19 protein-coding genes are annotated in these 23950 nt (G+C 54.9%); 11 read left to right on the top strand and 8 right to left on the bottom strand.

Features of this window, described 5'->3' with window-relative positions; translation table 11 throughout:
- Positions 1 to 5: 5 nt before the first annotated feature.
- The 3 genes from CMR03_RS01850 to CMR03_RS01865 all read left to right on the top strand — a co-directional run bounded on the left by CMR03_RS01850 (position 6) and on the right by CMR03_RS01865 (position 4339).
- Positions 6 to 2381 (top strand): glycoside hydrolase family 3 N-terminal domain-containing protein, encoded by a 2376-nt coding sequence (locus CMR03_RS01850; protein ID WP_096010580.1) that lies wholly within the window; start codon positions 6 to 8, stop codon positions 2379 to 2381.
- Between the two features lie 603 nt (positions 2382 to 2984).
- Entirely contained in the window at positions 2985 to 3224 is a 240-nt protein-coding gene (gene hipB, locus CMR03_RS01860) for a type II toxin-antitoxin system antitoxin HipB (RefSeq protein WP_063879673.1), read from the top strand.
- Positions 3224 to 4339 carry a HipA domain-containing protein gene (locus CMR03_RS01865; RefSeq protein WP_096010581.1) on the top strand — a complete coding sequence of 372 codons (1116 nt, stop codon included), beginning with the start codon at positions 3224 to 3226 and terminating at the stop codon, positions 4337 to 4339. Before hipB ends, CMR03_RS01865 begins: the two co-directional genes overlap by 1 nt.
- 11 nt (positions 4340 to 4350) lie before the next feature.
- Here the strand turns inward: CMR03_RS01865 and CMR03_RS01870 are convergent, their stop codons facing one another.
- Entirely contained in the window at positions 4351 to 4767 is a 417-nt protein-coding gene (locus CMR03_RS01870) for a GFA family protein (protein WP_096010582.1), read from the bottom strand.
- 599 nt (positions 4768 to 5366) lie between these two features.
- Positions 5367 to 7235 carry a low affinity potassium transporter Kup gene (kup, locus tag CMR03_RS01875; RefSeq protein WP_096010583.1) on the bottom strand — a complete coding sequence of 623 codons (1869 nt, stop codon included), beginning with the start codon at positions 7233 to 7235 and terminating at the stop codon, positions 5367 to 5369.
- Positions 7236 to 8121: 886 nt separating this feature from the next.
- Between kup and CMR03_RS01880 the strand changes: the two genes are divergently transcribed.
- Positions 8122 to 9762: a methyl-accepting chemotaxis protein gene (locus CMR03_RS01880; RefSeq protein ID WP_096010710.1), complete on the top strand. Its 1641-nt coding sequence runs from the start codon at positions 8122 to 8124 to the stop codon at positions 9760 to 9762.
- 124 nt (positions 9763 to 9886) lie between these two features.
- Here CMR03_RS01880 and CMR03_RS01885 read toward each other — a convergent pair whose 3' ends face one another.
- From CMR03_RS01885 to CMR03_RS01895, 3 genes are read right to left on the bottom strand one after another with little or no spacing between them, the layout of a single operon-like run.
- Positions 9887 to 10534, bottom strand: a complete 648-nt coding sequence (locus tag CMR03_RS01885; RefSeq protein WP_063879669.1) for an anti-sigma factor — start codon at positions 10532 to 10534, stop codon at positions 9887 to 9889.
- Entirely contained in the window at positions 10531 to 11085 is a 555-nt protein-coding gene (locus CMR03_RS01890) for an RNA polymerase sigma factor (RefSeq protein WP_063879668.1), read from the bottom strand. The genes CMR03_RS01885 and CMR03_RS01890 overlap by 4 nt, the downstream gene beginning before the upstream one ends.
- Before the next feature lie 40 nt (positions 11086 to 11125).
- Positions 11126 to 11689, bottom strand: coding sequence for a fasciclin domain-containing protein (locus tag CMR03_RS01895; RefSeq protein WP_063879667.1), 564 nt, complete (start codon positions 11687 to 11689; stop codon positions 11126 to 11128).
- A 429-nt stretch (positions 11690 to 12118) separates the two neighbouring features.
- Here CMR03_RS01895 and CMR03_RS01900 point away from each other — a divergent pair, with 429 nt between their 5' ends.
- The gene (locus tag CMR03_RS01900; protein WP_096010584.1) at positions 12119 to 12514 is read left to right on the top strand and encodes a (R)-mandelonitrile lyase; all 396 of its coding nucleotides are present in this window, start codon (positions 12119 to 12121) and stop codon (positions 12512 to 12514) included.
- Positions 12515 to 12547: 33 nt separating this feature from the next.
- Here the strand turns inward: CMR03_RS01900 and CMR03_RS01905 are convergent, their stop codons facing one another.
- Positions 12548 to 13456, bottom strand: coding sequence for a LysR family transcriptional regulator (locus tag CMR03_RS01905; protein WP_096010585.1), 909 nt, complete (start codon positions 13454 to 13456; stop codon positions 12548 to 12550).
- Positions 13457 to 13550: 94 nt separating this feature from the next.
- Here CMR03_RS01905 and CMR03_RS01910 point away from each other — a divergent pair, with 94 nt between their 5' ends.
- The 4 genes from CMR03_RS01910 to CMR03_RS01925 are packed head-to-tail and all read left to right on the top strand — an operon-like array spanning position 13551 to position 17951.
- Positions 13551 to 14681 (top strand): alanine racemase, encoded by a 1131-nt coding sequence (locus CMR03_RS01910; RefSeq protein ID WP_096010586.1) that lies wholly within the window; start codon positions 13551 to 13553, stop codon positions 14679 to 14681.
- A 34-nt stretch (positions 14682 to 14715) separates the two neighbouring features.
- Complete coding sequence (locus CMR03_RS01915) at positions 14716 to 16188, top strand: aldehyde dehydrogenase family protein (protein ID WP_063879663.1); 1473 nt, start codon at positions 14716 to 14718, stop codon at positions 16186 to 16188.
- A gap of 32 nt (positions 16189 to 16220) precedes the next feature.
- A complete protein-coding gene (locus CMR03_RS01920; RefSeq protein WP_096010587.1) occupies positions 16221 to 17552 on the top strand; it encodes an NAD(P)/FAD-dependent oxidoreductase in 1332 nt (443 codons plus the stop codon).
- 9 nt (positions 17553 to 17561) lie between these two features.
- Entirely contained in the window at positions 17562 to 17951 is a 390-nt protein-coding gene (locus CMR03_RS01925; RefSeq protein ID WP_096010588.1) for a RidA family protein, read from the top strand.
- An 83-nt stretch (positions 17952 to 18034) separates the two neighbouring features.
- On the opposite strand, the gene CMR03_RS01930 is transcribed toward CMR03_RS01925, so the two are convergent.
- Both CMR03_RS01930 and CMR03_RS01935 read right to left on the bottom strand, forming a co-directional pair.
- Complete coding sequence (locus CMR03_RS01930; protein WP_244181281.1) at positions 18035 to 19897, bottom strand: M48 family metallopeptidase; 1863 nt, start codon at positions 19895 to 19897, stop codon at positions 18035 to 18037.
- 410 nt (positions 19898 to 20307) lie between these two features.
- Positions 20308 to 21354, bottom strand: coding sequence for a GntR family transcriptional regulator (locus CMR03_RS01935; protein ID WP_096010590.1), 1047 nt, complete (start codon positions 21352 to 21354; stop codon positions 20308 to 20310).
- Between the two features lie 295 nt (positions 21355 to 21649).
- On the opposite strand from CMR03_RS01935, the gene CMR03_RS01940 reads away from it, so the two are divergent.
- Both CMR03_RS01940 and CMR03_RS01945 read left to right on the top strand, forming a co-directional pair.
- Positions 21650 to 23026 carry an amidase family protein gene (locus CMR03_RS01940; protein WP_096010591.1) on the top strand — a complete coding sequence of 459 codons (1377 nt, stop codon included), beginning with the start codon at positions 21650 to 21652 and terminating at the stop codon, positions 23024 to 23026.
- A gap of 20 nt (positions 23027 to 23046) precedes the next feature.
- Positions 23047 to 23922, top strand: a complete 876-nt coding sequence (locus CMR03_RS01945; protein WP_063879658.1) for a polysaccharide deacetylase family protein — start codon at positions 23047 to 23049, stop codon at positions 23920 to 23922.
- The last annotated feature ends 28 nt before the right edge of the window (positions 23923 to 23950 follow it).

Raw genomic sequence — 23950 nt, forward strand, 5'->3', positions numbered from 1 at the left:
GAAACATGACCGTAATCTACAAGGACCCTCAGCGTTCTGTTAGTGAACGTGTTGCCGACCTGCTGCCACGCATGACGGCAGAGGAAAAGTTCGCGCAGATGCATGCTTACTGGCTTATCCTGGATGAAAAGGGCAACCATCAGGAACGGACAGATTTAAGCGACACCTTTACCGGTGTGAGTGCCCAGAATGCCCTTAAAGAGAGATTAACCCGCAGCATCGGCCAGATTACCCGCCCGTTGGGAACACATATTGTTGACGCCGCAACCGGCGTACGGGCGGCGAATCGCCTGCAACGTGATGTGATGGAAGGATCGCGCCTGGGGATTCCAGCGCTGTTTCACGAAGAGTGCCTGGTCGGCCTGCTGTGCAAAGGGGCAACGCTTTTTCCCTCATCGCTGAACTACGGATCAACCTGGGCGCCTGAACTGATCAGGCGAGCGGCTCAGCACATTGGCGACGAAGCCCGCTCAATTGGCTGCAAACAGGGACTGGCCCCCGTGCTGGATGTTTCCCGCGATGTCCGCTGGGGCCGGACAGAAGAAACCTTTGGCGAAGATCCCTGGCTGGTGGGGGTGATGGCAACCGCCTATGTCGAAGGCCTGCAAGGCGATAAGCGCGATCTGCTGGCCACGCTTAAGCATTACGTTGGTCACTCATTCAGCGAAGGCGCACGAAATCACGCGCCCGTTCATCTCGGCTTCAGCGAATTAAACGATATCTTTCTGCTGCCGTTTGAAATGGCGGTAAAGCTGGCGAACGCAGGATCGGTGATGCCGGCCTACCATGACATTGATAATCAACCCGGCCACAGCGATCGCTTTTTGCTGACCGAGGTGTTGCGTGAACAGTGGGGATTTGACGGCATCATCGTGGCTGATTATGGCGGTGTCAGTCTGCTTCACCAGCATCATGGCGTGGCGCAGGATGCGGCAACGTCGGCTGCGCTGGCGTTTAATGCCGGGCTGGACGTGGAGTTGCCGAAGGATGACTGCGCTCGCCATCTGGCCGACGCCGTGTCGCGTAATCTGCTGTCGATGGATAAGGTTGACGAGATCGTGGCACGCATCCTGACCGAGAAGTTCCGCCTGGGCTTATTTGAGCATCCTTATATCAATGAAGCGGCGATTTCTCTGCAGCACGATGCCACCCGTCAGGTTGCACGTGATGTGGCAACCCAGTCGATCACCTTGCTGGAAAATAACGGTATTCTGCCGCTGAAAACCGGCGGGCACGTTGCGGTAGTGGGGCCCTGTGCGGACGATCCGCTTGCGCTACTGAGCGGTTACAGCTTTCCCGTTCACCTGATTATCAGCGATATGCTGGAGGAAACGTCACAGGTCACCACGCCGCTCGCCGCGCTGCAGCATTACCTGGGGCAGGAAAACGTCGGCTATGCCAAAGGCTGTCATATTATTGAAAAACGCACTGCAGGTGCCCCTGTTTTCCCCGGCGACAGTGCGGCGAAACCCATGCAGCAATCGCCTGTGTCACAGGATACCCACCTGATTGCCGATGCCGTTCGCGTGGCGCAAGACAGCGATGTGGTGATTGCCTGCGTGGGCGATCTGGCGGGCCTGTTCCAGAGCGGCACTGTGGGTGAGGGTTCTGACACCGACAGCCTGAATTTGCCCGGCGTACAACAAGCATTGCTTGAGGCCCTTGCCGCAACCGGAAAACCCTTGATCGTCGTGATGACCGGGGGACGGCCTTATAGCCTGCAAGGTCTGGAAGACAAGGTTGCCGCCTTTATGCTGGCCTGGGCACCGGGGCAGGAGGGCGGCTGGGCGATAGCGGATATTCTGACCGGCCGCGCGGAACCCCAGGGCCGCCTGGTGGTGAGCGTACCGAAAAACGTCGGTGCGATGCCGTTTTATTACAATCACAAACTGAAAAGCGGCGGTACGCCGATCGCCTTCCATTTTGGCGCGCGCTATCCGTTTGGGTTTGGCCGCGGCTGGACGACCTTTGACTGGGGCCAGCCGCAGCCAGAACAGGACAACGTGGCGATTGATGGGGAGATTCAACTCCGGGTCACGCTCACCAACACCGGCGAACGGCAGGGCAGTGAAGTGGTGCAGCTTTATGTCCGGGACAAGGTGGCCAGCATGGTGCGACCGCTTCAGGAGCTTAAAGCTTTCCAGCGCGTCACGCTGCAGCCGGGTAAAACCGCTGAACTGTGCTTTAGGCTTCCGGTGGATATGCTCAACTTCACGCGCCGCGATGGTCAGCGCATCGTAGAACCCGGCGAGTTTGAGCTGCAGGTCGGTTCTTCCTGTCGCGATATCCACGGCGTCAGTACAGTAACGGTGACGGGTGAAACACGCGTTCTGCCTTGCCACTGGCGCATGTTAAGCGACTGCACGATAAACATTGCCTGACCTTTAACCCTGCCCATCATGGAATGGGCAGGGCATCATCCTTGTGTCTTTCATGGCTAATAGTCAGCTCACCTTGTTTAACGCGCGCATCAGATAATGAAGCAGTATGCCGACATCGGGGAAATCCGTCAGTGACATCTGCAATACATTAAGCAGAAGGGCAACGCCTGAAAACTGAAGCTATCTGGCAAGGGCACCACGGCCATCCGCCGCGATAGCTGTTCTGCTGCAATAACCCAGCGTTAATCCAGGCCTGAACCGCAGGGATTCGCTGCCCAGCGAAACGCAACACACAGCCCGTTTCCTTTTTGGCTGCCAGTCAGCCCGACCTGTAATTTCCCCTGCTTATCGCGGCAACATCCCGCCAGCGGGCGATATGTCGCGGTATCGATAAACGGATTATGGTCAGCGAGCAAATCTTGCCTGTCCTGCTCTGTAGTGGAATACGTTACCCTCAGGGAGAAACGCGTGCGGAGAAAGCGAGGCGATGCTTTCTCTCAAATATCCGCTACAGAGGATATTTTTGCTTTTCGGGTTACGTTGCAGTTAGTCTGATAATATCCTCTGGCGGGGATAAAACTCACTTATTACGGAGCGTGCCACATGATCTACAGCCCCAGGCAATTGGCGAACCAGGTAAAGCTATTGCGTCAACAAGATGGCTTGACGCAGGCTGAACTGGCGAAGACCGTGGGCCTTAAACAGGCAACTTTGTCTCACTTCGAAAACAACCCGGAGACGACGTCGCTGGCTACCCTGTTCAAAATCTTGCAGGCGCTCAATCTCGCCGTCGTGCTTCAGGGGAATCCACCCGCGTCAGCCTCATCTGAGGATGCCTGGTAATGGCGAAGCTGATTGCCTGGATGAACGGGGCGCGGACGGGCACGCTGACGCGGCATCACAGCGGCGCACTCCGTTTCCAGTATGACGAGGAGTGGCTCAGGCACCCGCTTGCCAGGCCGCTGTCGCTTTCATTGCCCTTGCAGCATGCCGCGATACATTCTGCGAAGGTAGCTTATTTTTTTGAAAACCTTCTCTCACCCAGCACGTTGATTAAAAGCGATATTTACGCTGAGCACCCGATAAAATCCTGCGATGTCTTTGCACTGTTGCAAAAAGTGGGACACAAACTGCCCGGCGCGATCACGCTGCTGCCGGTGAAGCAGCAATCCCTTGCGCCGGATAACGCGACCTACCGCGTGGTCAGCGCTGCAGACGAGGCACAGCAGTCTGATATCGACAATGCCTATCTGTGTATGGCCCTTGCCCGCGAGCTAAGGCTCCCGGTAGCGGATGCCAGGCTGTTTCATGAGGATGGCCGCCGGAAATTACGCATCGAAAGCTACGATCGCCGCTGGAGCCGCGACGGAAAACATCTTTATTATCTTCCTGAAGAGGATGTGTGCCAGGCGCTGGGATTACCGGCGTCAAGCCGTTATGAACAGCAGGGTGGACCGGGGCTTCAGGATGTGATGGCCTTGCTGATGGGGTCGAGCTGCGCCATGAAAGACCGTGAAGAGATGATGCGCTATCTGGTTTTTCAGTGGCTGATTGGGGCTACCGGCGGGCACGCCAAACAGATCAGGATACTCATCGCCCGTGGCGGCAGTTTCCGACTGGCCCCCTTTAGCCCAATCCTGTCTGCCTGTCCCGGGCTTTCACAGCGCAGGACAGACAGGCAAGATTTTCAGCTGGCGATTGGCGTGCCCGGCCCTGAGGGGAAACGGCATCACATTGACGCGATCTGGCCAGCGCATTTTGTCGCCAGCGCGGGCAGCGTCGGATTGAGTCAGGCGAAGATGCAGCAGATACTGACGGCCTTTATTGCGGGCTTACCGGCTGCGATCGTTAAGCTGCGCGACAGCCTGTCGGACGATTATCCTCTGGCGATGGCTGACGCGGTGTTCAGCCATGCGATGATCATGCTGGAAAGGGTACGCCAGCCTGACTGGCTTTGACGGACTGACCGTCAGGGCTTTTCTGCCACATAGTGGAGATAACCGGCCACACCGCCTTTACCGCCATCTTTGGGATGATGATTACCATCTGTCACAGGAATGGAGGCAAAATCGAAAGGAGAAACCCCCGCCAGACAGGCGGCATTCACGCCGTACTGTTCAGGGTTGGAACGGCTCTGGTGAAAGGTGTAAATGCCGCAGACAGAGCAAAAGTAATGAACCGCCTCACCCGTATTAAACCGATACTCGCTTAGCTTGTCCTTACCTTTGACCACCTCAAGCCCGGAAACGGGGGCGAATACCACGACCGCACCGCGCATACGACAAAACGAACAGTTACAGCGCCGGGCGGTTTTCAGGCCATCCAGCAGTTCAACGTTAAACGCAACAGCGCCGCAGTGGCACTGACCCGATGTAGCATCAGACATGGCTTGCTCCTTTTTTCATCCTGCAACCTTGCGTCGCGCGACAGGGATGAAGTGTTAGTGGCATCAACAAAACAGGTGAACCGGTAAGGTTATTGTGAAGGGTTAACGTCAAAGACACCAGCATGTCGCCCGAAGCGTGCAGCGATTTTCTTTAGCATGACGTGCCCGTCAGGGTGAAAGGCGTCAGCACGCCGATGACTCGTGAGCCGCTTGTGCTGTTCCCGAGCAGGATATTCGCCGTGTGTCAGTCCGGCCTGATGGCAATAATCCACGGCTTCCCGATGACAAGAAACAGAGACGCCTGCACAGCATTATGGCGCTGCGCTAAAACAGGCGAACTCAGCAGAAAGTGAACGCCAAAGCAACGAAAGGTTTTTTAGCCACGAGAAGAGCAAGCCTGTCCCTGGGCTGACGTCGCACAGCCTGCGCACATGCGGCTGACGCAGAGTGAAGCCAGCGAGTTTGAAAAAAGCCTGACGAGGCGCAGCGAAGGATTGTGGGCTGGCAGCAGAAGGTTGAACGCGGTGCGCTGGCAGTTAAGATTCATCACGCAAGCGGAAAGCGGCAAAGCCCCTCAGGGACTCTGCCGCAATCCCTTATCAGAACTCTTTTTGCCCACCCAGTTCAATCACCCGATTGGCCGGTATCCTGAACTGTTCATGCGCGCGTAATGCATTACGCTGGAAGAAGTGGAATATCGCCCCTTTAGCATGGGCCAGGCCGCGACGTTTTTTCATTACCAGCGTGTCGTGAGAGGTAAAAAACGACGCTTCATTCAAGGTACAGCCAAATCCTTCCAGCCCGCAAAGGTGCAACACATCTTTCATTGACGGGCGTTCATGCCAGCCGTACGCGGCGGTAACCTGCCAGAACGAAGGCGACAGCTGGCGCAGCGCGATGCGTTTCTGATTGTGCACGCGGGGCAGATCGACCGTTTTGATGTGCAGTAACACGGTACGCTCGTGCAGCACCCGGTTGTGTTTCAGGTTATGCAGCAGGGCCTGCGGAATTTCATACTCTTTGCGCGTCAGGAAGATGGCTGTTCCCCCCACGCGCATGGGCGGAGAGGCTTCCAGAGAGCTGATTAACGCTTTCAGCCTGACTGGATCGTCGGTGAGACGGCGGATAAGCCGGGAGCGTTCACTGCTCCAGATAAGCATCAGCACCAGCATCATCATCGCCAGCAGCACCGGCACCCAACCTCCCGACAGCAGCTTCATCAGGTTTGCCGCAAACAGCGGTACATCGATTAACAACATGCAGAGCAGGAAAAACAGCGCAACAGGTAATGGCCACTTCCAGTTTTTAAAGGCAACAATACCGGCCAGGCAGGCCGTCAGCACCATGGTTCCCGTCACCACAATACCGTAAGCAGAAGAGAGCGCAGAAGACTGACGGAAAGCCAGGATTACCACCGTAACAGCCGCAAACAGAAGCCAGTTTACGACCGGAATATAAATCTGCCCCGATTCTGTAGCAGACGTAAATATCACGCGCATCGGCGGCAGAAAGCCCTGGCGGATAGCCTGATGCGTCAGCGTATACACGCCGCTGATAATCGACTGGGCAGCGATAACCGTGGCCAGCGTTGACAGCACAATCAGGGGAATCTGTGCCCAGACCGGGGCCAGGATATAAAACGGATTTTTGACTGCGCTGGGGTCGGCCAGCACCAGCGCACCCTGACCAAAATAGTTCAGCACCAGTGCGGGCAGGGCAATGATCAGCCAGGCGAGGCGGATAGGGGTTTTGCCTAAATGTCCCATATCCGCATACAGGGCTTCAGCCCCGGTAACGGCCAGCACCACCATGCCTAAGGCAGCAAAGGACAGGGCTTCATGATTGAGTAAAAAGGTCAGGGCAAACGCCGGATTAAGCGCATGTAAAACGTGGGGATTCATAATAATGCCGCGTACCCCAAGGACTGCCAGGGTAATAAACCACACCAGCATGATTGGCCCAAAGATGCGGCTGACGCGTTCAGTACCGTGCTTTTGAATCACAAACAGCAACGTCAGGATCACCACGGACAGCGGCACGATATAACGATCCAGGGCCGGGGCCACCACCTCAATCCCCTCAACGGCGGAAAGCACAGAAATAGCGGGAGTAATAATACCGTCACCGTAAAAAAAGGCCCCGCCCGTCAGGCCAGCAAGAACGATAATGCGACTGAGCCGTGCGCCAACATTTTGTCGGGCCAGCGACATTAACGTCAGTATTCCGCCTTCGCCATCGTGGTCTGCGCGCATGATAAAGATGACGTATTTAACCGTCACAATCAGCGTCAGCCCCCAGAATATCAGGGACAGAAAACCCATCACGGCTTCTTCTGTCACCGCCCCAGAGGGAAGAATAGAAAGACACTCTTTTAAGGTATAGAGCGGGCTGGTACCGATATCACCAAATACGATCCCCGCTGCCGCCAACATACCTGCAGGCAGGGACTGCTTTTCAGACTGCGCCATTTAATATCCTGTTTTGCTTCGCGTAATCACCAACGTCCGCCGGGTCATTATCCCGGTCAGAGGTGAGGATGAGATTACGCGGTTTAGCGTGCGTTAGGGAGTAGGTGGTGAAGTTATGAACTACATTTTTACAGGTTTGTGCCTTTTTTTTACGGCATTTTTACACGGTTGTCGATTAACTCATCACTTCTTTTGCGCCCTTGACCGGGTTATTCCGTCACAGCCTAAAACGGCCTGTAAAATAATGATGCACTAAGGCAAATTCCCGACGGCTTCACCACATCAGGGCCGCGCAATGCGCGAGATGAAGCAAGCCAGATAAGTTGCCAAACGGCACTACCAGGCTGACGCAGAACAGCGTCATCCTGACTGACACCCACTGTCTGCACGTAAACAACATCACAGGAGCAGATAACCGTTTTTTTGGAAGACGTGACACAAAAAATGAAAATATTTTAAAAATAGTCCTTACTAATGATTAATTCGCTCGTCATTTTATGCGGTTAATTTATTTCAAAGATGTTGGCAAAGATATCGTCCTTCTGCACGCCGTCAGGAACGATATTTAACTACCCTTAACCGAACTTTCATGCATTAACGTCACATGCTTTTTTTAAAAAGCGTATTCCGCCATCATCAATGATAAATTCCACTTTGCTCTATCCATTAATTATTTTTATTGTTTTTAGATAAGATAAGGTTGTCAATTTCTTTATGCATTCAACGCACTAATACTTTTTATCCCGATTATACCCGATATCTCCGTTATTCCCCGCAATGATCATTTGGCGCATTAATGCTTATTCTCGCGCTGTCGATACCTGAATAGCGAATGTCATTCAGTACGGTGTACAGACTGGCGAACCTATTATTCGGGGAAATTTACATGACTATTACTCAGCGGCTTTTCCTGACGTTTTCATTACTCTCAGCATCAATGATTGCTATGGTTGTGATCGTCATCATGGTATTAGGCGGCTTTCAGTCGCGCTTCCAGTACGTGCAAACCAACACACTGCCCTCGATTGTTGACCTGGATAAAATGGTTAACGGCAGTAACCGACTTAACGTAGCGCTCTATCGGCATCAAAGTGCAAAAGCCCTTGATAAACAGGCTGAATTTGAAAAGGAAATTTCCACGCGTATTGAAGCGCTTAAAGCACTGACTGAATTTTATCTCAAGAACGAAACCACTAACGATCAGGATACGAAGCTCAGTGAAAATGCCTTAGCGCTGATTAAACAAATGGAAGTGCGCCTGCCGGCTTTTCTGACAAATTCGCGGACACATAATGATACCGCCCTGGTGGATTTGCAGGGAAATAGCGGCGTCGGTCAGACTATTCGTGATTTAATTGAAAGTTATCAGAAACAACTCCAGCTCAATGTAGAGGTCGGCGCGGCATTTGAAAAAGAGAATAACCGGGTTTACCGGCAAACACTCTGGTCGTTAATTGCCGGTTCAGTCGCGATTATCCTGTTGCTCGGGGCTTTTTCCATCAGGACGATTCTGGGCATCCGTAAAAACCTTAACGGTATGCGAGCGGCTATGGAACGCGCCAGTGAGCGACTTGATCTTACGCTGCGTGCCGATGATTCGCGCAAGGATGAAATTGGTCTGACGGCTAAAGCCTTTAATCATCTTATCGGGAATGTCGCGAACTCGCTTTCATCGGTTGAACGGTCGGCCCATTCGGTCAGTTCAGCCTCCTCGCAAATTTCCGCGGGCAATGAAGATCTCTCTTCCCGCACCGAGCAGCAGGCGGCTTCGCTGGAACAAACGGCCGCCAGCATGTCAGAGCTGAGTGAAACCGTCCGTCAGACGGCAGAAAACACCCGACTTGCCAGTCAACTGTCGAAAAACGCCCGTGAAATTTCCGATGACAGCTCCACGAAAGTCCATACGATGCTCGGCACCATGACTGACATTAAACACAGCTCTGAAAAGATCACCGCCATAATCACCCTGATAGAAGGCGTGGCTTTCCAGACCAATATTCTGGCGCTCAATGCCGCCGTCGAAGCGGCGCGGGCAGGTGAGCAGGGTCGGGGATTCGCGGTCGTAGCCGGAGAAGTTCGCAATCTGGCGCAGCGATCTTCGGCTTCGGCGCGCGAAATTAAAGAGCTTATCGAATCCTCCATGCGTTATGTGCAAACCGGAGTGAATCAGGCGGAGCAGGTGGGTGAGAACATGGGGCGCATGAATGAGGCGATCCGTCAGGTGACCGATCTTGTGGATGAAATTGCCGTCGCGTCTCAGGAGCAGTCGCTCGGTATTGGTCAGGTGCATCAGGCGGTCAATCAGATGGATGATGTGACACAGCAGAATGCGGCGCTGGTGGAGGAAGCCTCGTCGGCCTCTCGTTCACTGATGGATCAGGCTACGGCCCTGAACGAACTTGTCGCAGCATTTGTGCTGGCGGAGCACGCGCCGGTTGTCCAGGCCAGCCCTGCCGCCATTTCTCCGGCCTTTGTTCAGGCTCGTGCGGCCTATGCTAAGCAGGAAGATAACTGGCAACGTTTTTAGTGGATGTCGCCCAGGGCGGTCGCACTGATAGTGACCACCCTGGGCGCGCTATAACGTTCGAAAGGGGCTTTTTTCACTCGAATATGCCCGGGGTCTGCATCACGAGTCGTATCGCATTTCGATATTATATTTTGCCACTGTAGAGCACCGGACCGGTGGGCTGACCTGTTGGTGAACCGCCCTCCGGTTCAAGGCTAATCGCGATAACCCCGTTTTTTACCGCATCACGTCCTGCGAGTTTAAGCTCGGTGGTGTCCCGCGCGTGGAGCAGTCCCAGAGAAACCGGCTGATGACCGGCAGGAATCAGCCACAGTTGCAGGCTGTTGTTGGCGGCTACCGTCGCGGGCTGCAACGGCGTGACGCGCAATTGTGTGAGCGTCTTGTCTGCACTGACGACCCATTGCCCCTGGTGCTGGGCGTCATTCATCACGGTAAGCGGCGTAAATTCCGGGGCCTTGATGGCCTGATAAGACACCAGCGTCAGGGCGGCAAGGGCGGCGGCAACCATCCAGCCAATATAGGCGCGAGCAGCGCGGGGCCTTTTCCTGGCCGGCAGACTTAACGCAATTTTCTTCCAGACATACGCTGGTGGCACCTGCGGCATGACGTGAAGATCCAGCCCGGACAGCAGGTTTTGCCAGTTGGCGACCTGTTCAGCGAGTCCAGGCTCGGTCTGCAGGCGCTTCTGAAAACGTAATCGCGCGCCACCGCGTAGCGTACCAAGCGCATATTCAGCAGAGAGTGCATCGTCACGTTGGTGTTGTTTATTCATAGTCCGACACACTCCCGAAGGTGCGCCATCGCCCGGCGGATCCAGCTTTTTACCGATCCGACCGGCTGCTGGAGCCAGTGAGCAATATCGCTGTGAGACATGCCCTGATAGTAGGCAAGCGTAATGCTCTGACGCTGCTCACTGCTGAGGTTTCCCAGACAGCGCTGTAAACGAGCGGCTTGTGCATCATCCTGTCTGTTATGCAGTTCGTCATGTTCAGCAACCAGAAGCGCATCATTATGCGCCTCTTCCGAACTGGCCATACGCGCCTGTCCGCTACGTAGCCAGTCAATACAGCGATTACGGACAATATGGGTCATCCAGGTCAACGGGGAGCTCAGCTCGGCATTATAGGTTTCCGCCTTGCTCCAGATGGTGATATAGCAATCATGCAGCACCTCCTCTGCCCAGGGGCGGTGCTGCAACATGCGCAACGCGATGGCAAACAGGTGTGGCGATGTCAGCCGGTAAAGGTGTTCAAATGCCCGGCGATCGCCGTCGACGACTGCCTTCATTAGTTTTACCTGCTCCACTGCCTGCACCTTGTCCATAAGCGTCCCGGATGATCTGTTTCCGTTCGAGTATAAATAATTACTTCGGCATTAATACGGTATCAATCACATCTATCACGCCATTTTTTTGGTTGACGTCATAGGTGCTGATATTGGCTACGTTGCCCTGACCGTCTTTCAGCTGGATGTTATGGGGCCCATTATTCATGATCCACAACGGCTGACCGTTAACGGTTTTCAACTCAGCATGACCGCCGCCTTGTTTAATTTTGGCTTCCAGCGCCTTCATATCATACTTACCTGCAACCACGTGATAGGTCAGTACGCTGGTCAGCATGGCCTTATTTTCTGGCTTCAACAGATTGTCCACGGTGCCAGCTGGCAGCTTAGCAAACGCCGCGTTAGTGGGGGCAAACACGGTAAAAGGGCCTTTACCTTCTAAGGTATCAACCAAACCGGCCGCTTTAACCGCCGCCACTAAGGTGGTGTGATCTTTGGAATTGACCGCGTTCTCAACAATATTTTTCTGAGGGAACATAGCCGCGCCGCCCACCATAACAGAATCCGAGGTCATAGCGGCCATGGATGCGGTGGTAAACAGCAATGCACTTGATACAACGGTAACAGCAATTAGCTTTTTCATCGTAAATCCTCATTAGAGCGTGGAGTAAGTGGCTTTCAATGAGATATACGAGAGCGGGATACAAACTGGATGCAGAAAAAAAATAATTTTTTTCAACGTGGCGCGTTGTTATCACACTCAGTCGCAAAGCCTGGCCTTTTCAACCGGCGTTCTCCTGCCCGTATGGGCGCGACAGGTCGGATGGTGGGCGACAGAAGACCTGCTCCCATCCGTTCTTCACGTTCCCGTATATGGCTCAGCGCCGAGGGGGAAAGACGCAGTATTGCAGCGGTACACATGAAACTTTTTTGCTACCGCCACGCAAAAAGCAATCAGCGCGTTAACCTTCTCTTTCAGCACCTGAGGTTTCGTCTGTGAAAAAGCGAGAAGGGTATTCCTGTTTTTCACGCATAAACTGTATCGATCCCATTCATCAGAGGTAAAGCCATCATGAAAATCATCAAAAATGCATCCGTTCCCTCAGCCAAAGGGCCTGAGGCGTATTTCACCGGTCAGGTCCGCATTGACGCCCCGTTCAGCACAACCTCACCAGCCCGGGTCGGGGGCGCTACCGTCACCTTTGAGCCAGGTGCCCGGACGGCATGGCACACGCATCCCCTGGGCCAGACGTTGATAGTCACCGCCGGTCAGGGCTGGATTCAGTGTGAAGGCGAAGAGAAGCACACAATCAATCAGGGCGATATGGTGTGGATACCGGAAGACGTCCGTCACTGGCACGGGGCAACTGCCAACACCGCTATGACACATATTGCGATTGCCGAATCCCTTAACGGCAGCCCAGTGACCTGGCTTGAGAAAGTCACAGAGGCAGAATTTTTATCCTGAGCCACCGCTGGCGGCAGGCGGATGAGAGAAAACCTACCAGGCTTCCCACTGCGGCGAGCTGAAGGTTTTTTTCATTAATTCGATAAAGCCCTGGGTGCGGGGAAGCCGTTTTTTCTCCTGCAGGCTGGTCAGGGCGACGATATCCGCCGCCGGCAGGGTGAACGCGGGCAGCAGGGGGATAAGTAACCCCTGGCGAAGCTCACTGCGGATATCCCAGGCCGAACGCACCATGATCCCTTTCCCGCCCAGCGCCCATTTTTTGATGATGCGGCCATCGTTGCTGGCCAGGCGCGGCGTAATTCTGACGATGGTTTCGTCACCGTTATGGGTAAATATCCAGCGCGTGACATCCTCGGCATTCTCCCTGATCACCAGACAGTGATGGCGATGAAGCGCATCAGGATGTGTCGGTGTGCCATAGTGTTGCAGGTAAGCGGGCGAGGCGCAGAGAATACGCGGATTGGCGGCGAGCCACGTGCTGTAAAGCGTTGAGTCACGCAGATGACCAATATAGATCACCACATCCCACTTATCGGCCTGCATCCAGTCGGGGTTATCGGAGAGCGTCAGATCGATACTGAGATCTTCGTGGCTGTCCGCGTAATCGGCCAGCAAGGGCGCAATATATTCAGAGCCAAAGCCCAGCGGAGCCAGCACTCTCAGCGTACCGCTGATACGGTTTCGCGTCTGGTCAATCACGTCCTGCAACTGGTCTATCTCATGCAAAATCACGCGCGCCCGCTCAAGCAAGGCTTCGCCTTCATCGGTCAGGATGATGCGTTTTGCCGGGCGCAGAATCAGCTTAACCCCAATTTTATTTTCAATGCTTTGCAGGCGCTGCGTCACCGAGGGCGGGGTGATATCCAGATAGCGCGCGGCAGCGGCAAGGGTTGGATGTGAGGCGATGACCTGAAAAAAACGTAAATCTTCACTGTTGATCATTAGGTTCAAACCTAATCATTAATTGGGCATGACCGCATTTTAAACAGATTTAAACGATGAGAGCATCAACTAAACCTCTACAGGAATGCCGACGATGCTCAATCACTTAACCCTGACGACACCTTATCTCCTGTTAGATAAAGTTAAGTTCGAACGCAATATCAATCGGTTATACCAGCGGATTGAAGGACAGCACTGTCAGATTCGCCCGCATCTCAAAACACTTCGTACCCTCCAGGCGGCACCCTGTTTGCTGCAGGATCTGTCTTCGCCTGCCACCGTTTCTACCCTGGCCGAAGCCGAGGCCTTTACCGCCGCCGGCTATAGCAATGTGCTTTACGCGGTGGGCATTGCGCCCGGTAAGTTACCCCGCGTTGCCGCCCTGCGCCGCAACGGGAAACAGGTGCATGTGTTGCTGGACAGCATGGCGCAGGCACAGGCCGTCAGCGACTACGGCTTACAACATCAGGTGATCTTTTCCGTGTTTATCGAGATTGACTGCGACGGCCATCGCGGGGGAATTCAACCTGCCGACGCGGCGCTGACGGCGATTGCCCGTCATTTGCACCAGGCCGGGATGGTGGTGGAAGGTGTGATGACGCACGCCGGTGAGTCTTACCACTGCCGGTCGCAGGAGGAGATTATCCTTGCCGCACAGGAAGAGTGTCAGGCTGCTGTCACGGCAGCAAATCATATTCGTGCCGCCGGGATTCCGTGTCCGGTGGTCAGCGTAGGCTCCACACCGACGGCGCATGCGGCCCATGATCTGCAGGGCGTGACTGAAGTCAGAGCCGGGGTGTTTTCCACCTTTGATCTCTTTATGCACAACCTGGGCGTTTGCACCCGCGACGATATCGCGCTTTCCGTCGTCACCACGGTGATCGGGCACAATCACGACAAAGGCTGGATCTTCGTCGATGCAGGCTGGATGGCCATGTCACGCGATCGCGGCACCGCCGCTCAGCACACCGATTACGGTTATGGGCTGGTGTGCGACGACGAAGGTTGCCCGTTGGGGCTGCTCCTGACGACCACGAATCAGGAACACGGGATTATTGCGCTGCCACATTACGGTGATTATTCGACGGCAGACTTCCCGCTCGGCACCGTGCTGCGCGTGCTGCCCAATCATGCCTGTGCGACCGCCGCGATGCATACGCATTACCAGGTGATCGACACCCGGAACGGCGAACATGAAGTCTGGCAACGGGTTGTGGGCTGGTAGCCGGGCGTTTTTTCATTCATTGTGCGAGGACATCATGTCAGATTTTGATCCAGATAAGGTCCGTCTTTCTACCGGCCACTTTATCAACGGCCAGTTCGTTTCTGCATCCGGTCGCACGCTGGGCATCAAACGTCCCTCTGATGGTCAGCATTATGCCGACATTAACGAGGCGGACGCCGCTACAGTAGCTGATGCGGTGACTATTGCGGACGAAAAGCGCATCAGCAGCGGCTGGTCGAGCTGTTCACCACGGGAACGGGGAGCGGCGATTTCCCGCTGGGCAGATTTAATCGACGGCGACAGAGATTACCTGGCGCAACTCGAAGCGGTCGGTTCCACGCGTCCGATCACGGACACCCGCAATATTGAAGTGCCGTTTACTGCGGCGGCCCTGCGCTTTTATGCAGAATGCGCAGATAAATACAGTGGCGATGTTTTTCCCACCCAGAGCAGCAGCCTGGGAATGCTGGTGCCGGAACCCTATGGGGTGATCGGTGCGATTACGCCATGGAATTTCCCGCTGTCGATGGCCTCATGGAAGTGCGGGCCGGCCCTGGCGGCAGGCAATGCGGTGGTGCTGAAACCTTCTGAGCTGACGCCGTTTTCTACCGCGCGCCTGGCTGAACTGGCGGTGCAGGCGGGCATTCCGGCAGGCGTGCTCAACGTGATTCAGGGCGGCGGGCAGGTCACGGGCAATGCGCTGGTCACGCATCCGCAGGTAAGAAAAGTGTCTTTTACGGGGTCCACTGCGACCGGCGCCGCAATCATGAGCCAGGCCGCGCTGCACGGCACCAAACCGGTGACGCTGGAGCTGGGTGGAAAAAGTCCCCAACTGGTGTTTGATGATGCAGGCGATGCCAACGAGATAGCCGAGCGTCTGTTTCTGGGTTTCACCGTGAATGCTGGCCAGGCCTGCGTCTCAGGCACGCGCCTGATCATCCAGAAAGGCATAGCAGAAGCGGTGATCGAAAAACTGATTGCCTTGTGCAAGAAACCTGTGCCCGGTATGACCTGGCAGGCTTCCACCCGTTACTGTCCGCTTATCGACCAGCGTCAGGGCGAAAAAGTGGCGGCAATTATCGCGCAGTCCGTCGCACAGGGGGCGAGCATTCTGGCGGGCGGTCAACGCTACGAAAACACCGCGCAGGGCTGGTTCTGGCAACCGACGCTCTTATCCGGTGTCAGTCAGGATAACGTCGCGAATCAGCAGGAGATCTTCGGACCAGTGCTGACCATTCAGACGTTTAGCGATGAAGAAGAAGCCCTTGCACTGGCGCAGCACAATGTCTTTGGCCTGTGTGCTGGCGTGCATACTCTGAACATGCCGCGTGCAATGCGGCTGATGAAAGCGCTGGATAGCGGCACGGTCTGGATTAATCGTTATCGTCGGACCTGGGACTTTATCATCCCGACCGGGGGCTTCCAGGGGTCCGGTTTTGGCAAGGATCTTGGCAGGCAGGCCTTTGAGTCCTGCCAGCGCTACAAAAGTGTATTAATCGATTTTTAATCAGCTAACACCTTCGCTGGAGAGCACAGACTATGCCCGCACCGCTCAGACTTGTTCAGGACAGTATCCATTTCCCCGATTCGGTGGATGTGGTGATTATCGGTGCAGGAATTGCAGGGGCAGCCACCTGCTGGGAACTGACGCAAAAAGGCTATCGGGTTGCCGTGATCGAAAAGGGCCTGGTCGGGGCAGAGCAGTCAAGCCGTAACTGGGGCTGGTGCCGTCAGCTTAACCGCGACGAACGGGAAATTCCGCTCATTATGCATGCCCTGCAACGCTGGCATGCGCTGAGTGACGAAACTGGCATGGACGTGGGGTTTCGTGCCAGCGGGCTGGTCTATGCCACGCGGACGGAAAAAGATATCCGCAACTGGGATAACTGGGGAAAAATGGCGAAGCAGTACGGTATTCGCAGTCGGATGCTCAGTGCCGCCGAGGCCAAAGCCATGACGCCGGGCAGTACCACCGCCTGGAATGGCGGGGTACATTCACCTGATGATGGTCACGCCGATCCGGCGTTAGCCGCGCCGGGGTTGATGGAAGCCGCCGTGAAAAAGGGCGCACTCCTGTTTCAGCGCTGTGCGGTGCGCGGTCTGGATATTTCGGCAGGGCGCGTCAGTGGGGTGATCACAGAACGCGGGCTGATAAAAACCGCCAGCGTAGTGTGCGCCGCCGGTGCCTGGACATCGCTGTTTTGTCGCCGTCACGGCATCGATCTACCGGCCGGTAACGTGATTGGGAGTGCGTTTCGTACCTGTCCCGTAGAGCAACTCATCACCATGCCTTTTTACACGGATGCTTTTGCCTGTCGTCCACGACTGGACGGCGGATATACCATTGCGCTGTCGGGAACCGGACGACTGGAACCGGGCTTTCAGGGATTACGCTATGCCCGCGAGTTTTTCCCGCTATACAAAGCTCGCCGCTTAAATCTTCAAACCAAAATCCGGCTGGCGTCCTTCTTAACAGGCCCAGAGTCGCGGGCGAGCTGGTCCATGGAGGGCATTTCACCCTTCGAGAAAACCCGTGTACTGGACCCGCAGGTCTCTGACGGCGTCGTCGAAAAGGGGCTGGCAGCCATCGGCAACGAGTTTCCGGCGCTGGCATCGCTTCGTGTCAGCCAGGCCTGGGGCGGCGTGATTGACTGTATGCCGGACGACATTCCGGTCATCTCAACCGTGCCGCAGCTTCCGGGACTTATCCTCTCGTCCGGCTACAGCGGTCATGGATTTGGCATTGGCCCCGGTGCGGGACGTTTGACGGCGGACCTGGTGACCGGAGACGCACCGATTGTCGATCCTGCCGCGTTCCGCTATTCCCGTTTCCGTGACGGGAGCAGCATGAAAAAGCCTGGTATGATGTAAGGAGGAAAGATGCAACCAGTGATACACGCGCACGATATCCACGACAAACCGCATCCGGGCCACTATTCACATTATGCTCTGGCGTCGGGGATGATGTTTATCTCCGGCCTGTTGCCGGTTACGTCAGCGGGCGAAATGCTCAGCACCGCGTCGTTTGCCGAGCAGGCTTTGCAGGTAATGGCTAACCTGGAGGCCTGCCTGCAGCAGGAAAGCCTGGACAAGCATCATCTGGTGATGGTGAGAGTCTATCTGGTCGATGTCGAACGTTGGGCGGAATTTAATACGTTGTATGCACAATGGCTTGGCGCGTGGAAACCCGCCAGAGCCATCGTGCCCGTTCCTGAACTTCACTACGGTGTGTTACTGGAGGTCGAAGCAACCGCGGCGACAGGCCGATAACGGGTTCGTGCTGAACCTGACCGGCAACCGCTGTTTGCAGGCGGGAAATAAAACCGTCGCCAGCACGCCAGCGACGGGTGAGGTTACGCCGTGCCCTGGCTGTTTTCGGCGAGTTCCTGTGCCTTCAGCGCCTGCACGGTCTGGTGACGATGCCAGTAATAGTTGAGTGAGTGCTTAACGTTCTCAATCTCTTTTTTCAGACCCGATAAGCGGATTTTGCTGCGCTTTTTGCCCTGCGCATTGGGCTGGACATGCTGCACATACAAAATATCTCTGCCGAACTGGCGGAGGACGTTGATGTTTTTGACATTATCCCATTCCAGCAGCCCGGCGGACTGTGGCTGCACAATGCCCTGCCAGGTAATGGTCAACTGCGAGCCATCCTTGAGCGTAAAGGGCACATCCGGGAAGTACTTTAAGACCAGCGCCGTTTCTTCTTCACCGGTTGGCTGATAGCGCCAGGCCAGGCTCTCTTCATGTTGCGACGTAAAGTCACGCTCATATTTCTGCCAGAGCTGTTGTTCAATCTGATCGGCTACGGGGATCAGATCGACCCAACTGTCTGCCGGTGAGGTCGCGGCGATAGCGGCATAATCTGCATCTTCCACAGAATAGTTAACGTTGCGCATCCTTTCAGACAGCGGGGGATGCGAATCAAACGGATGCGGTATGTTTTGTTCGCGCATCGCGCTGACAAAATCGGAAGAACTAACATGGTGAGGCAGACCGGCTGCGATCGCCTGACTGATGCCAGGTTCATTCTCATACAGCGTTTTATTCTCAAAAAGCTTACGCTCCACCTCATAGCGATAGCTGGCATAGGCTGAGATTTTGATCAGCGATTCGATAATCGCCGACGAGGAAACCAGCGTTGCCGCATTTCGGTCCGCGACAAATTCGCGTTCACGACTGTTGCGCTGCCAGGCCAGTTCAAAAAACAGCCGGTACAGATAGAGCGGATAGAAAACGATAAGCGTTGCCAGATTCTCACTCATCAAATGCGTGTACATATCAAACCGGTGCAGCTTCGGCCCCAGTAGTGCACCCGACGCGGTATCGCCTTCATGCAGGTGCGTCAGTTCATGCACCATGACGCCATCCGCTTGTGCGGTACTGAGCTGACGCAGCAGGGGAATACTCACATACAGTTTTCGGCCCTGCAGCGGCTGATCATTCACGCTCAGCGGGGCTTCTGTCACGTAGAAGTTGGTATCGATCCCGGCAATGATGTGATCCGGTGACGGGGTGCCGACCTTCGCGGCCAGCGCATCAACGCGCGCCCAGAGCGCAGGGGCGGCTTCACGGGTCACCACGTCGCCTTCAATGCTGTCCTCCGGCGGCAGCTTTTTAAAGATGCCTTTGATCATGTAATACATACCGGCTAAAACCAGCAGTGCGACCAGCAGCACCAGCTTTGGATAGTATTTTTGCGTGAAAAAGGCGGTGCCCCAGAACGACAGCCATACCAGCATCCCGCCCTGTACCAGCACCTGCAACGAGCACGCCAGCATCAGAAAAGGACGTGCGAGCCTGAGACTGAGTAACTGTCCTTGTCTGCTTTTAAAGGCCAGGGCGCTAAACACTAAAATCATCAGCAAAATGACGCCGCTGAAAACCATTGTCCACAAGGCGACTTTGCCGATGAGATAAAATTGCGACAGCTCAGAACCCGGGCCGCAGACGGCATTTTTATAGTCGAGCAGATCGTCGGCGACAGGGCCACAAACAGTGGATGGGGGATTAGCTTGCAGGAAACGCGTTAATTTCCCCACATTCTGATTTTGCGCACGCGCATCATCGATAAAGATTTGCGTATATTCTTTGTCGAGTTCGTTGCTGCCGTATTTGGCAAACGTCAACGTAATAGCAGGGGTTAAAAACAGCGTGAGCAAAAGCCATAAAAAGACCTTTGCATATCCTTTTTTCAATGCCGTTAATTTATTCACAATAATAAGCTCGCTAACTGTCGGTGGGAGGGACAAGCTGTTTATTATCTGGCGATACTGAAAAGGGTTCCCGACATATAAGGAAAATGGCGTGAGATCCGTCTCAGCAGGCTGCAGCTTTGTTAGTGTTATTGAAAAGCGAAGTTATTATAAGCTAACAATTACATTAAGTCTTCTTAACACAAGCGCTGTCAGGTGAAAGACGGACAGGTTACGCGCGGTGTATTCACGTGAAGGGCTTGCCGCAGGATTCATCGCTATATCGATAATGCGGCGCTACAGCCGCATTTTTACAGGCAACGCGATTTTGGGCTGATAATTTACGATTACACCCGACAATTGCGCAGATTATTTAACGCGGCAGCCGGAGCCAGGCCGGCCTGATGTTTATCTGGCTCTCAGTTTCATTTTTACTGGCGCTCCATAAATACCGGCAATTCAGGCACCGGTAATACCGACAACACTTTCAGACGCTGCAACGTCCTGACCTGCGCCCGCTCAAGATGGTCTCGCATACAGGCCGCCGCCAGCGCCCAGTTTCGTTTCAGCAAAAACTCATAAACCAGACCGTGTTCATCAAGCATTGCGCTGTCGACGGGAATTTTGAGCAGATCATAAAAAATGCGGGTGACAATAAACGGCGACTGATTTTGCCGCAAAATTTGCATCATCAGCTTATTTCCGGCGGGTTCAAGGCAGCGTATATGCAGATCTTCTTCCAACGTTTCGAGTTCAGCGGGGTTCAGCTGTTTGCCTCGGTACTTTTGGACGTTATCGAGTCGTTCATTAAGCCAGGCCACACTGAGCCGGTCGCCCGCTTTGCATAATGCCGCAGGTTCCAGGTTCGCTCTGATCTCAAAATGGTCGGCCAGCTCACGCGCAGTTAGCGGCCCTGTCAGCCATTGAGAATAGGGCTCTTTTTCCACCAGTCCTTTATCACGCAGGCGCATCAGGCTTTCACGTATTACCGCGCGGCTGGTGTTGTAATGTTTCGCGGCGCCCAGCTCATCAACCTGATAGCAGCCAAAGACCATGGCGGTAGAAAGAATACCTTGCAGGTTCTCCAGCACTTTTTCGCCCGTGCTGCGGGTATCAACCAGTTCATCGCGCTGTTCAAGGCCGAACAACTCCCGCGTCAGCGCAATGCGGAGAGGCTCCACTTCCTGATTATCACGTGCAACAATAAAGCCTCGCCCTTCAAAGCGGGCAATCCAGCCTTCTTCGTGCAGCATGCTTAACGCGCGCCGGACGGGAACACGACTGGTGCCAAACAGCTGCGCCAGGGGACCTTCCAGTAATACCAGCCCCTCAGGCACGCCATCCTGCTGAAAAACCTTCAGTAAAACCTGCCGGATACTCTCGTAACGCGCAGAACCTGCCTCGTCCATGTCAGTCCCATTTACCTTGTTTTGCATTGTGTCATCTTCAGTTCCCCGTCCTGCCAGCCACATTAGCATACCTGACACGACTCCCGATGCCTGCGCAGCGCAGCACTGATGCAGCACTGATACAGTGCACTGCGCCCAATAATGGATCATTTATAAATTAATACATTTAATGTTGGCGCGCCATTTATTCTGCTATGCCGTAATAAAAATTAAACAACGATAATTAAGTAGTTGAATAAACTCATTTTTTATTTTTAATGATCGACACGATCACAATTATGCAACTTAACAGTGCTTTTTTTGGCACCGTTATTGCTATCTTCAAATGTACATTGAAACGTAATATACATTTAAAGGTGATCGCGTGCAGGCCGAAAACGTTCGTCAGTTATTTATGGCTGGTCAGATTGATGCACTGGGCATCAGTGCACTCTATGCACAACAGCGTCTGTCACCGCTGGCGTTTACCGAGGCCTGCCTGAAGGCGGCAGAAAACGCCAACTCTGTCTTTATCGCCATAACCGCCGCGCGTGCCCGCGACGAGGCTGAAGCCTCAACTCTGCGCTGGCAGCAGTGCCGCCCACTGAGTCCGCTGGATGGCATTCCGGTGGCCTGGAAAGATCTGTTCGATATTCAGTCGAGCCAGACCACCGCCGGATCGGCCACGCGAAAAAATGTCCCTGTCGCACAGCAGGACGCGGCGCTGGTGGCCCAGTGCTCGGCTGCAGGCCTGGTGACGCTGGGTAAAACCAATCTCAGTGAGTTTGCCTTCTCCGGCCTGGGATTAAATCCCTATTTTGGCACGCCGGGCATCCGTACAAACACGCCGCACCTTTATGCGCCGGGCGGCTCCTCCAGCGGTGCCGGACGGGCAATCGCCGAAGGGCTGGCCTGCATTGCCTTTGGCACCGACACCGGCGGCTCAATACGCATTCCCGCCGCATTCAGCGGCACCATTGGCTATCGCGCCAGCCGCCACCGTTACGCGATGGACGGCGTATATCCTCTGGCGCAGTCGCTGGACACGGTCGGACCGCTTTGCCGAAGCGTGCGTGATGCCATCGCCCTGGATGACATCCTGTGCGGACGGGAAAAGATGCGTTTTCCCGCACCGCATTTTCGTTTCGATGACGCCTTACTGGCCGCATGCCAACCCGCGGTACGCGACAACGGTTATCGCCGGTTAGAGCAGCTGACGGCTGCCGGATTTGACATCGAGCGCGCGCCTCTGGCGGCCTTTAACCAGGCGCTGGCGTGGATTGAAGACAACGGCTGGCCGGGCGGACGTGAGGCCTGGCTGCTGCATCGCGAGCTGTTAGCCTCGCCTGACGCGGAGGTAATGGACCCGCGCGTACGCGACCGACTGCTTGCCGCCAGCCATCAGGACCCGGCGGTTCTCACGACCTTTCTTACCCAGCGTAAACAGTGGCAACAGGCGCTCGCCGCAGAGCTGGATGGCGCGGTGCTGATTACGCCCACCGTCGCCCATACCGCACCGGAACTTGCGCCGTTGATGCGTGACAGCACCTTGTTTGCCGACACTAATCTGGCCACGTTGCGGTTAACCATGCCGGGCAGCCTGTTGGACATGCCGGGTATCGCTTTTCCGACCGGAACCGATTCGGACGGGCTGCCTACCAGCCTGCTTTTTTCCCTTCCTGCTGGCGAAGATCGCCGGCTTCTTCATGCTGCCAGCACGGTAGCAGGCACGTTCACAGCAGACACGTCTGTCTGCGCTTAACTCCTCCAGAGGAATGAATCATGGCTAAAGAAATTTTGTGTGCATTTGGTGTGGATGTCGATGCGGTGGCGGGCTGGCTGGGCTCGTACGGGGGTGAAGACTCCCCGGACGATATCTCACGCGGCCTGTTTGCCGGCGAAGTAGGCGCACCGCGTTTGCTGAAAATGTTTGCCGAGCACCAGTTACGTACCACCTGGTTTATTCCCGGTCACTCGATTGAAACCTTTCCCGAGCAGATGAAAGCGGTGGTAGATGCGGGTCATGAAATTGGCGTGCACGGTTACAGCCATGAAAACCCCATCGCCATGACGCCTGCGCAGGAAGAAGCCGTGCTGGACCGCAGTATTGAGCTGGTCACCCAGCTGGCTGGCAAACGCCCGACAGGCTACGTTGCGCCCTGGTGGGAGTTCAGCAATGTAACCAATGAACTGCTGCTGAAAAAAGGCATTAAGTACGACCACAGCCTGATGCACAACGACTTTCATCCTTACTACGTTCGCGTTGGCGACAGCTGGACCAAAATTGATTACAGCCAGCATCCCGACAGCTGGATGAAACCGCTGGCGCGCGGTGAAGAGACCGATCTGGTGGAAATTCCCGCCAACTGGTATCTCGACGATCTGCCGCCAATGATGTTTATCAAAAAGTCGCCAAACAGCCACGGCTTCGTTAATCCTCGTCATCTGGAAGAGATCTGGCGCGACCAGTTTGACTGGGTCTACCGCGAAAATGACTACGCCGTGTTTACCATGACTATCCATCCCGACGTTTCAGGCCGCCCGCAGGTTCTGCTGATGCTGGAACGTTTGATCAAGTACATCCAAAGCCACCAGGGTGTGCGATTTGTCACTTTTGACGAAATCGCAGACGACTTCTTAGCGCGCAAACCGCGTTAAGTCTTTTTCCTTTATCTAGCAGAGCGAT

This window comes from Pantoea allii, assembly GCF_002307475.1.
Taxonomy (GTDB): domain Bacteria; phylum Pseudomonadota; class Gammaproteobacteria; order Enterobacterales; family Enterobacteriaceae; genus Pantoea; species Pantoea allii.

Bases quoted from the DNA above. Each gene is read 5' to 3' on its own strand.
- CMR03_RS01850 (WP_096010580.1), top strand. From the start codon at position 6: ATGACCGTAATCTACAAGGACCCTCAGCGTTCTGTTAGTGAACGTGTT.
- hipB (WP_063879673.1), top strand. From the start codon at position 2,985: ATGATCTACAGCCCCAGGCAATTGGCGAACCAGGTAAAGCTATTGCGT.
- CMR03_RS01865 (WP_096010581.1), top strand. From the start codon at position 3,224: ATGGCGAAGCTGATTGCCTGGATGAACGGGGCGCGGACGGGCACGCTG.
- CMR03_RS01870 (WP_096010582.1), bottom strand. From the start codon at position 4,767: ATGTCTGATGCTACATCGGGTCAGTGCCACTGCGGCGCTGTTGCGTTT.
- kup (WP_096010583.1), bottom strand. From the start codon at position 7,235: ATGGCGCAGTCTGAAAAGCAGTCCCTGCCTGCAGGTATGTTGGCGGCA.
- CMR03_RS01880 (WP_096010710.1), top strand. From the start codon at position 8,122: ATGACTATTACTCAGCGGCTTTTCCTGACGTTTTCATTACTCTCAGCA.
- CMR03_RS01885 (WP_063879669.1), bottom strand. From the start codon at position 10,534: ATGAATAAACAACACCAACGTGACGATGCACTCTCTGCTGAATATGCG.
- CMR03_RS01890 (WP_063879668.1), bottom strand. From the start codon at position 11,085: ATGGACAAGGTGCAGGCAGTGGAGCAGGTAAAACTAATGAAGGCAGTC.
- CMR03_RS01895 (WP_063879667.1), bottom strand. From the start codon at position 11,689: ATGAAAAAGCTAATTGCTGTTACCGTTGTATCAAGTGCATTGCTGTTT.
- CMR03_RS01900 (WP_096010584.1), top strand. From the start codon at position 12,119: ATGAAAATCATCAAAAATGCATCCGTTCCCTCAGCCAAAGGGCCTGAG.
- CMR03_RS01905 (WP_096010585.1), bottom strand. From the start codon at position 13,456: ATGATCAACAGTGAAGATTTACGTTTTTTTCAGGTCATCGCCTCACAT.
- CMR03_RS01910 (WP_096010586.1), top strand. From the start codon at position 13,551: ATGCTCAATCACTTAACCCTGACGACACCTTATCTCCTGTTAGATAAA.
- CMR03_RS01915 (WP_063879663.1), top strand. From the start codon at position 14,716: ATGTCAGATTTTGATCCAGATAAGGTCCGTCTTTCTACCGGCCACTTT.
- CMR03_RS01920 (WP_096010587.1), top strand. From the start codon at position 16,221: ATGCCCGCACCGCTCAGACTTGTTCAGGACAGTATCCATTTCCCCGAT.
- CMR03_RS01925 (WP_096010588.1), top strand. From the start codon at position 17,562: ATGCAACCAGTGATACACGCGCACGATATCCACGACAAACCGCATCCG.
- CMR03_RS01935 (WP_096010590.1), bottom strand. From the start codon at position 21,354: ATGCTAATGTGGCTGGCAGGACGGGGAACTGAAGATGACACAATGCAA.
- CMR03_RS01945 (WP_063879658.1), top strand. From the start codon at position 23,047: ATGGCTAAAGAAATTTTGTGTGCATTTGGTGTGGATGTCGATGCGGTG.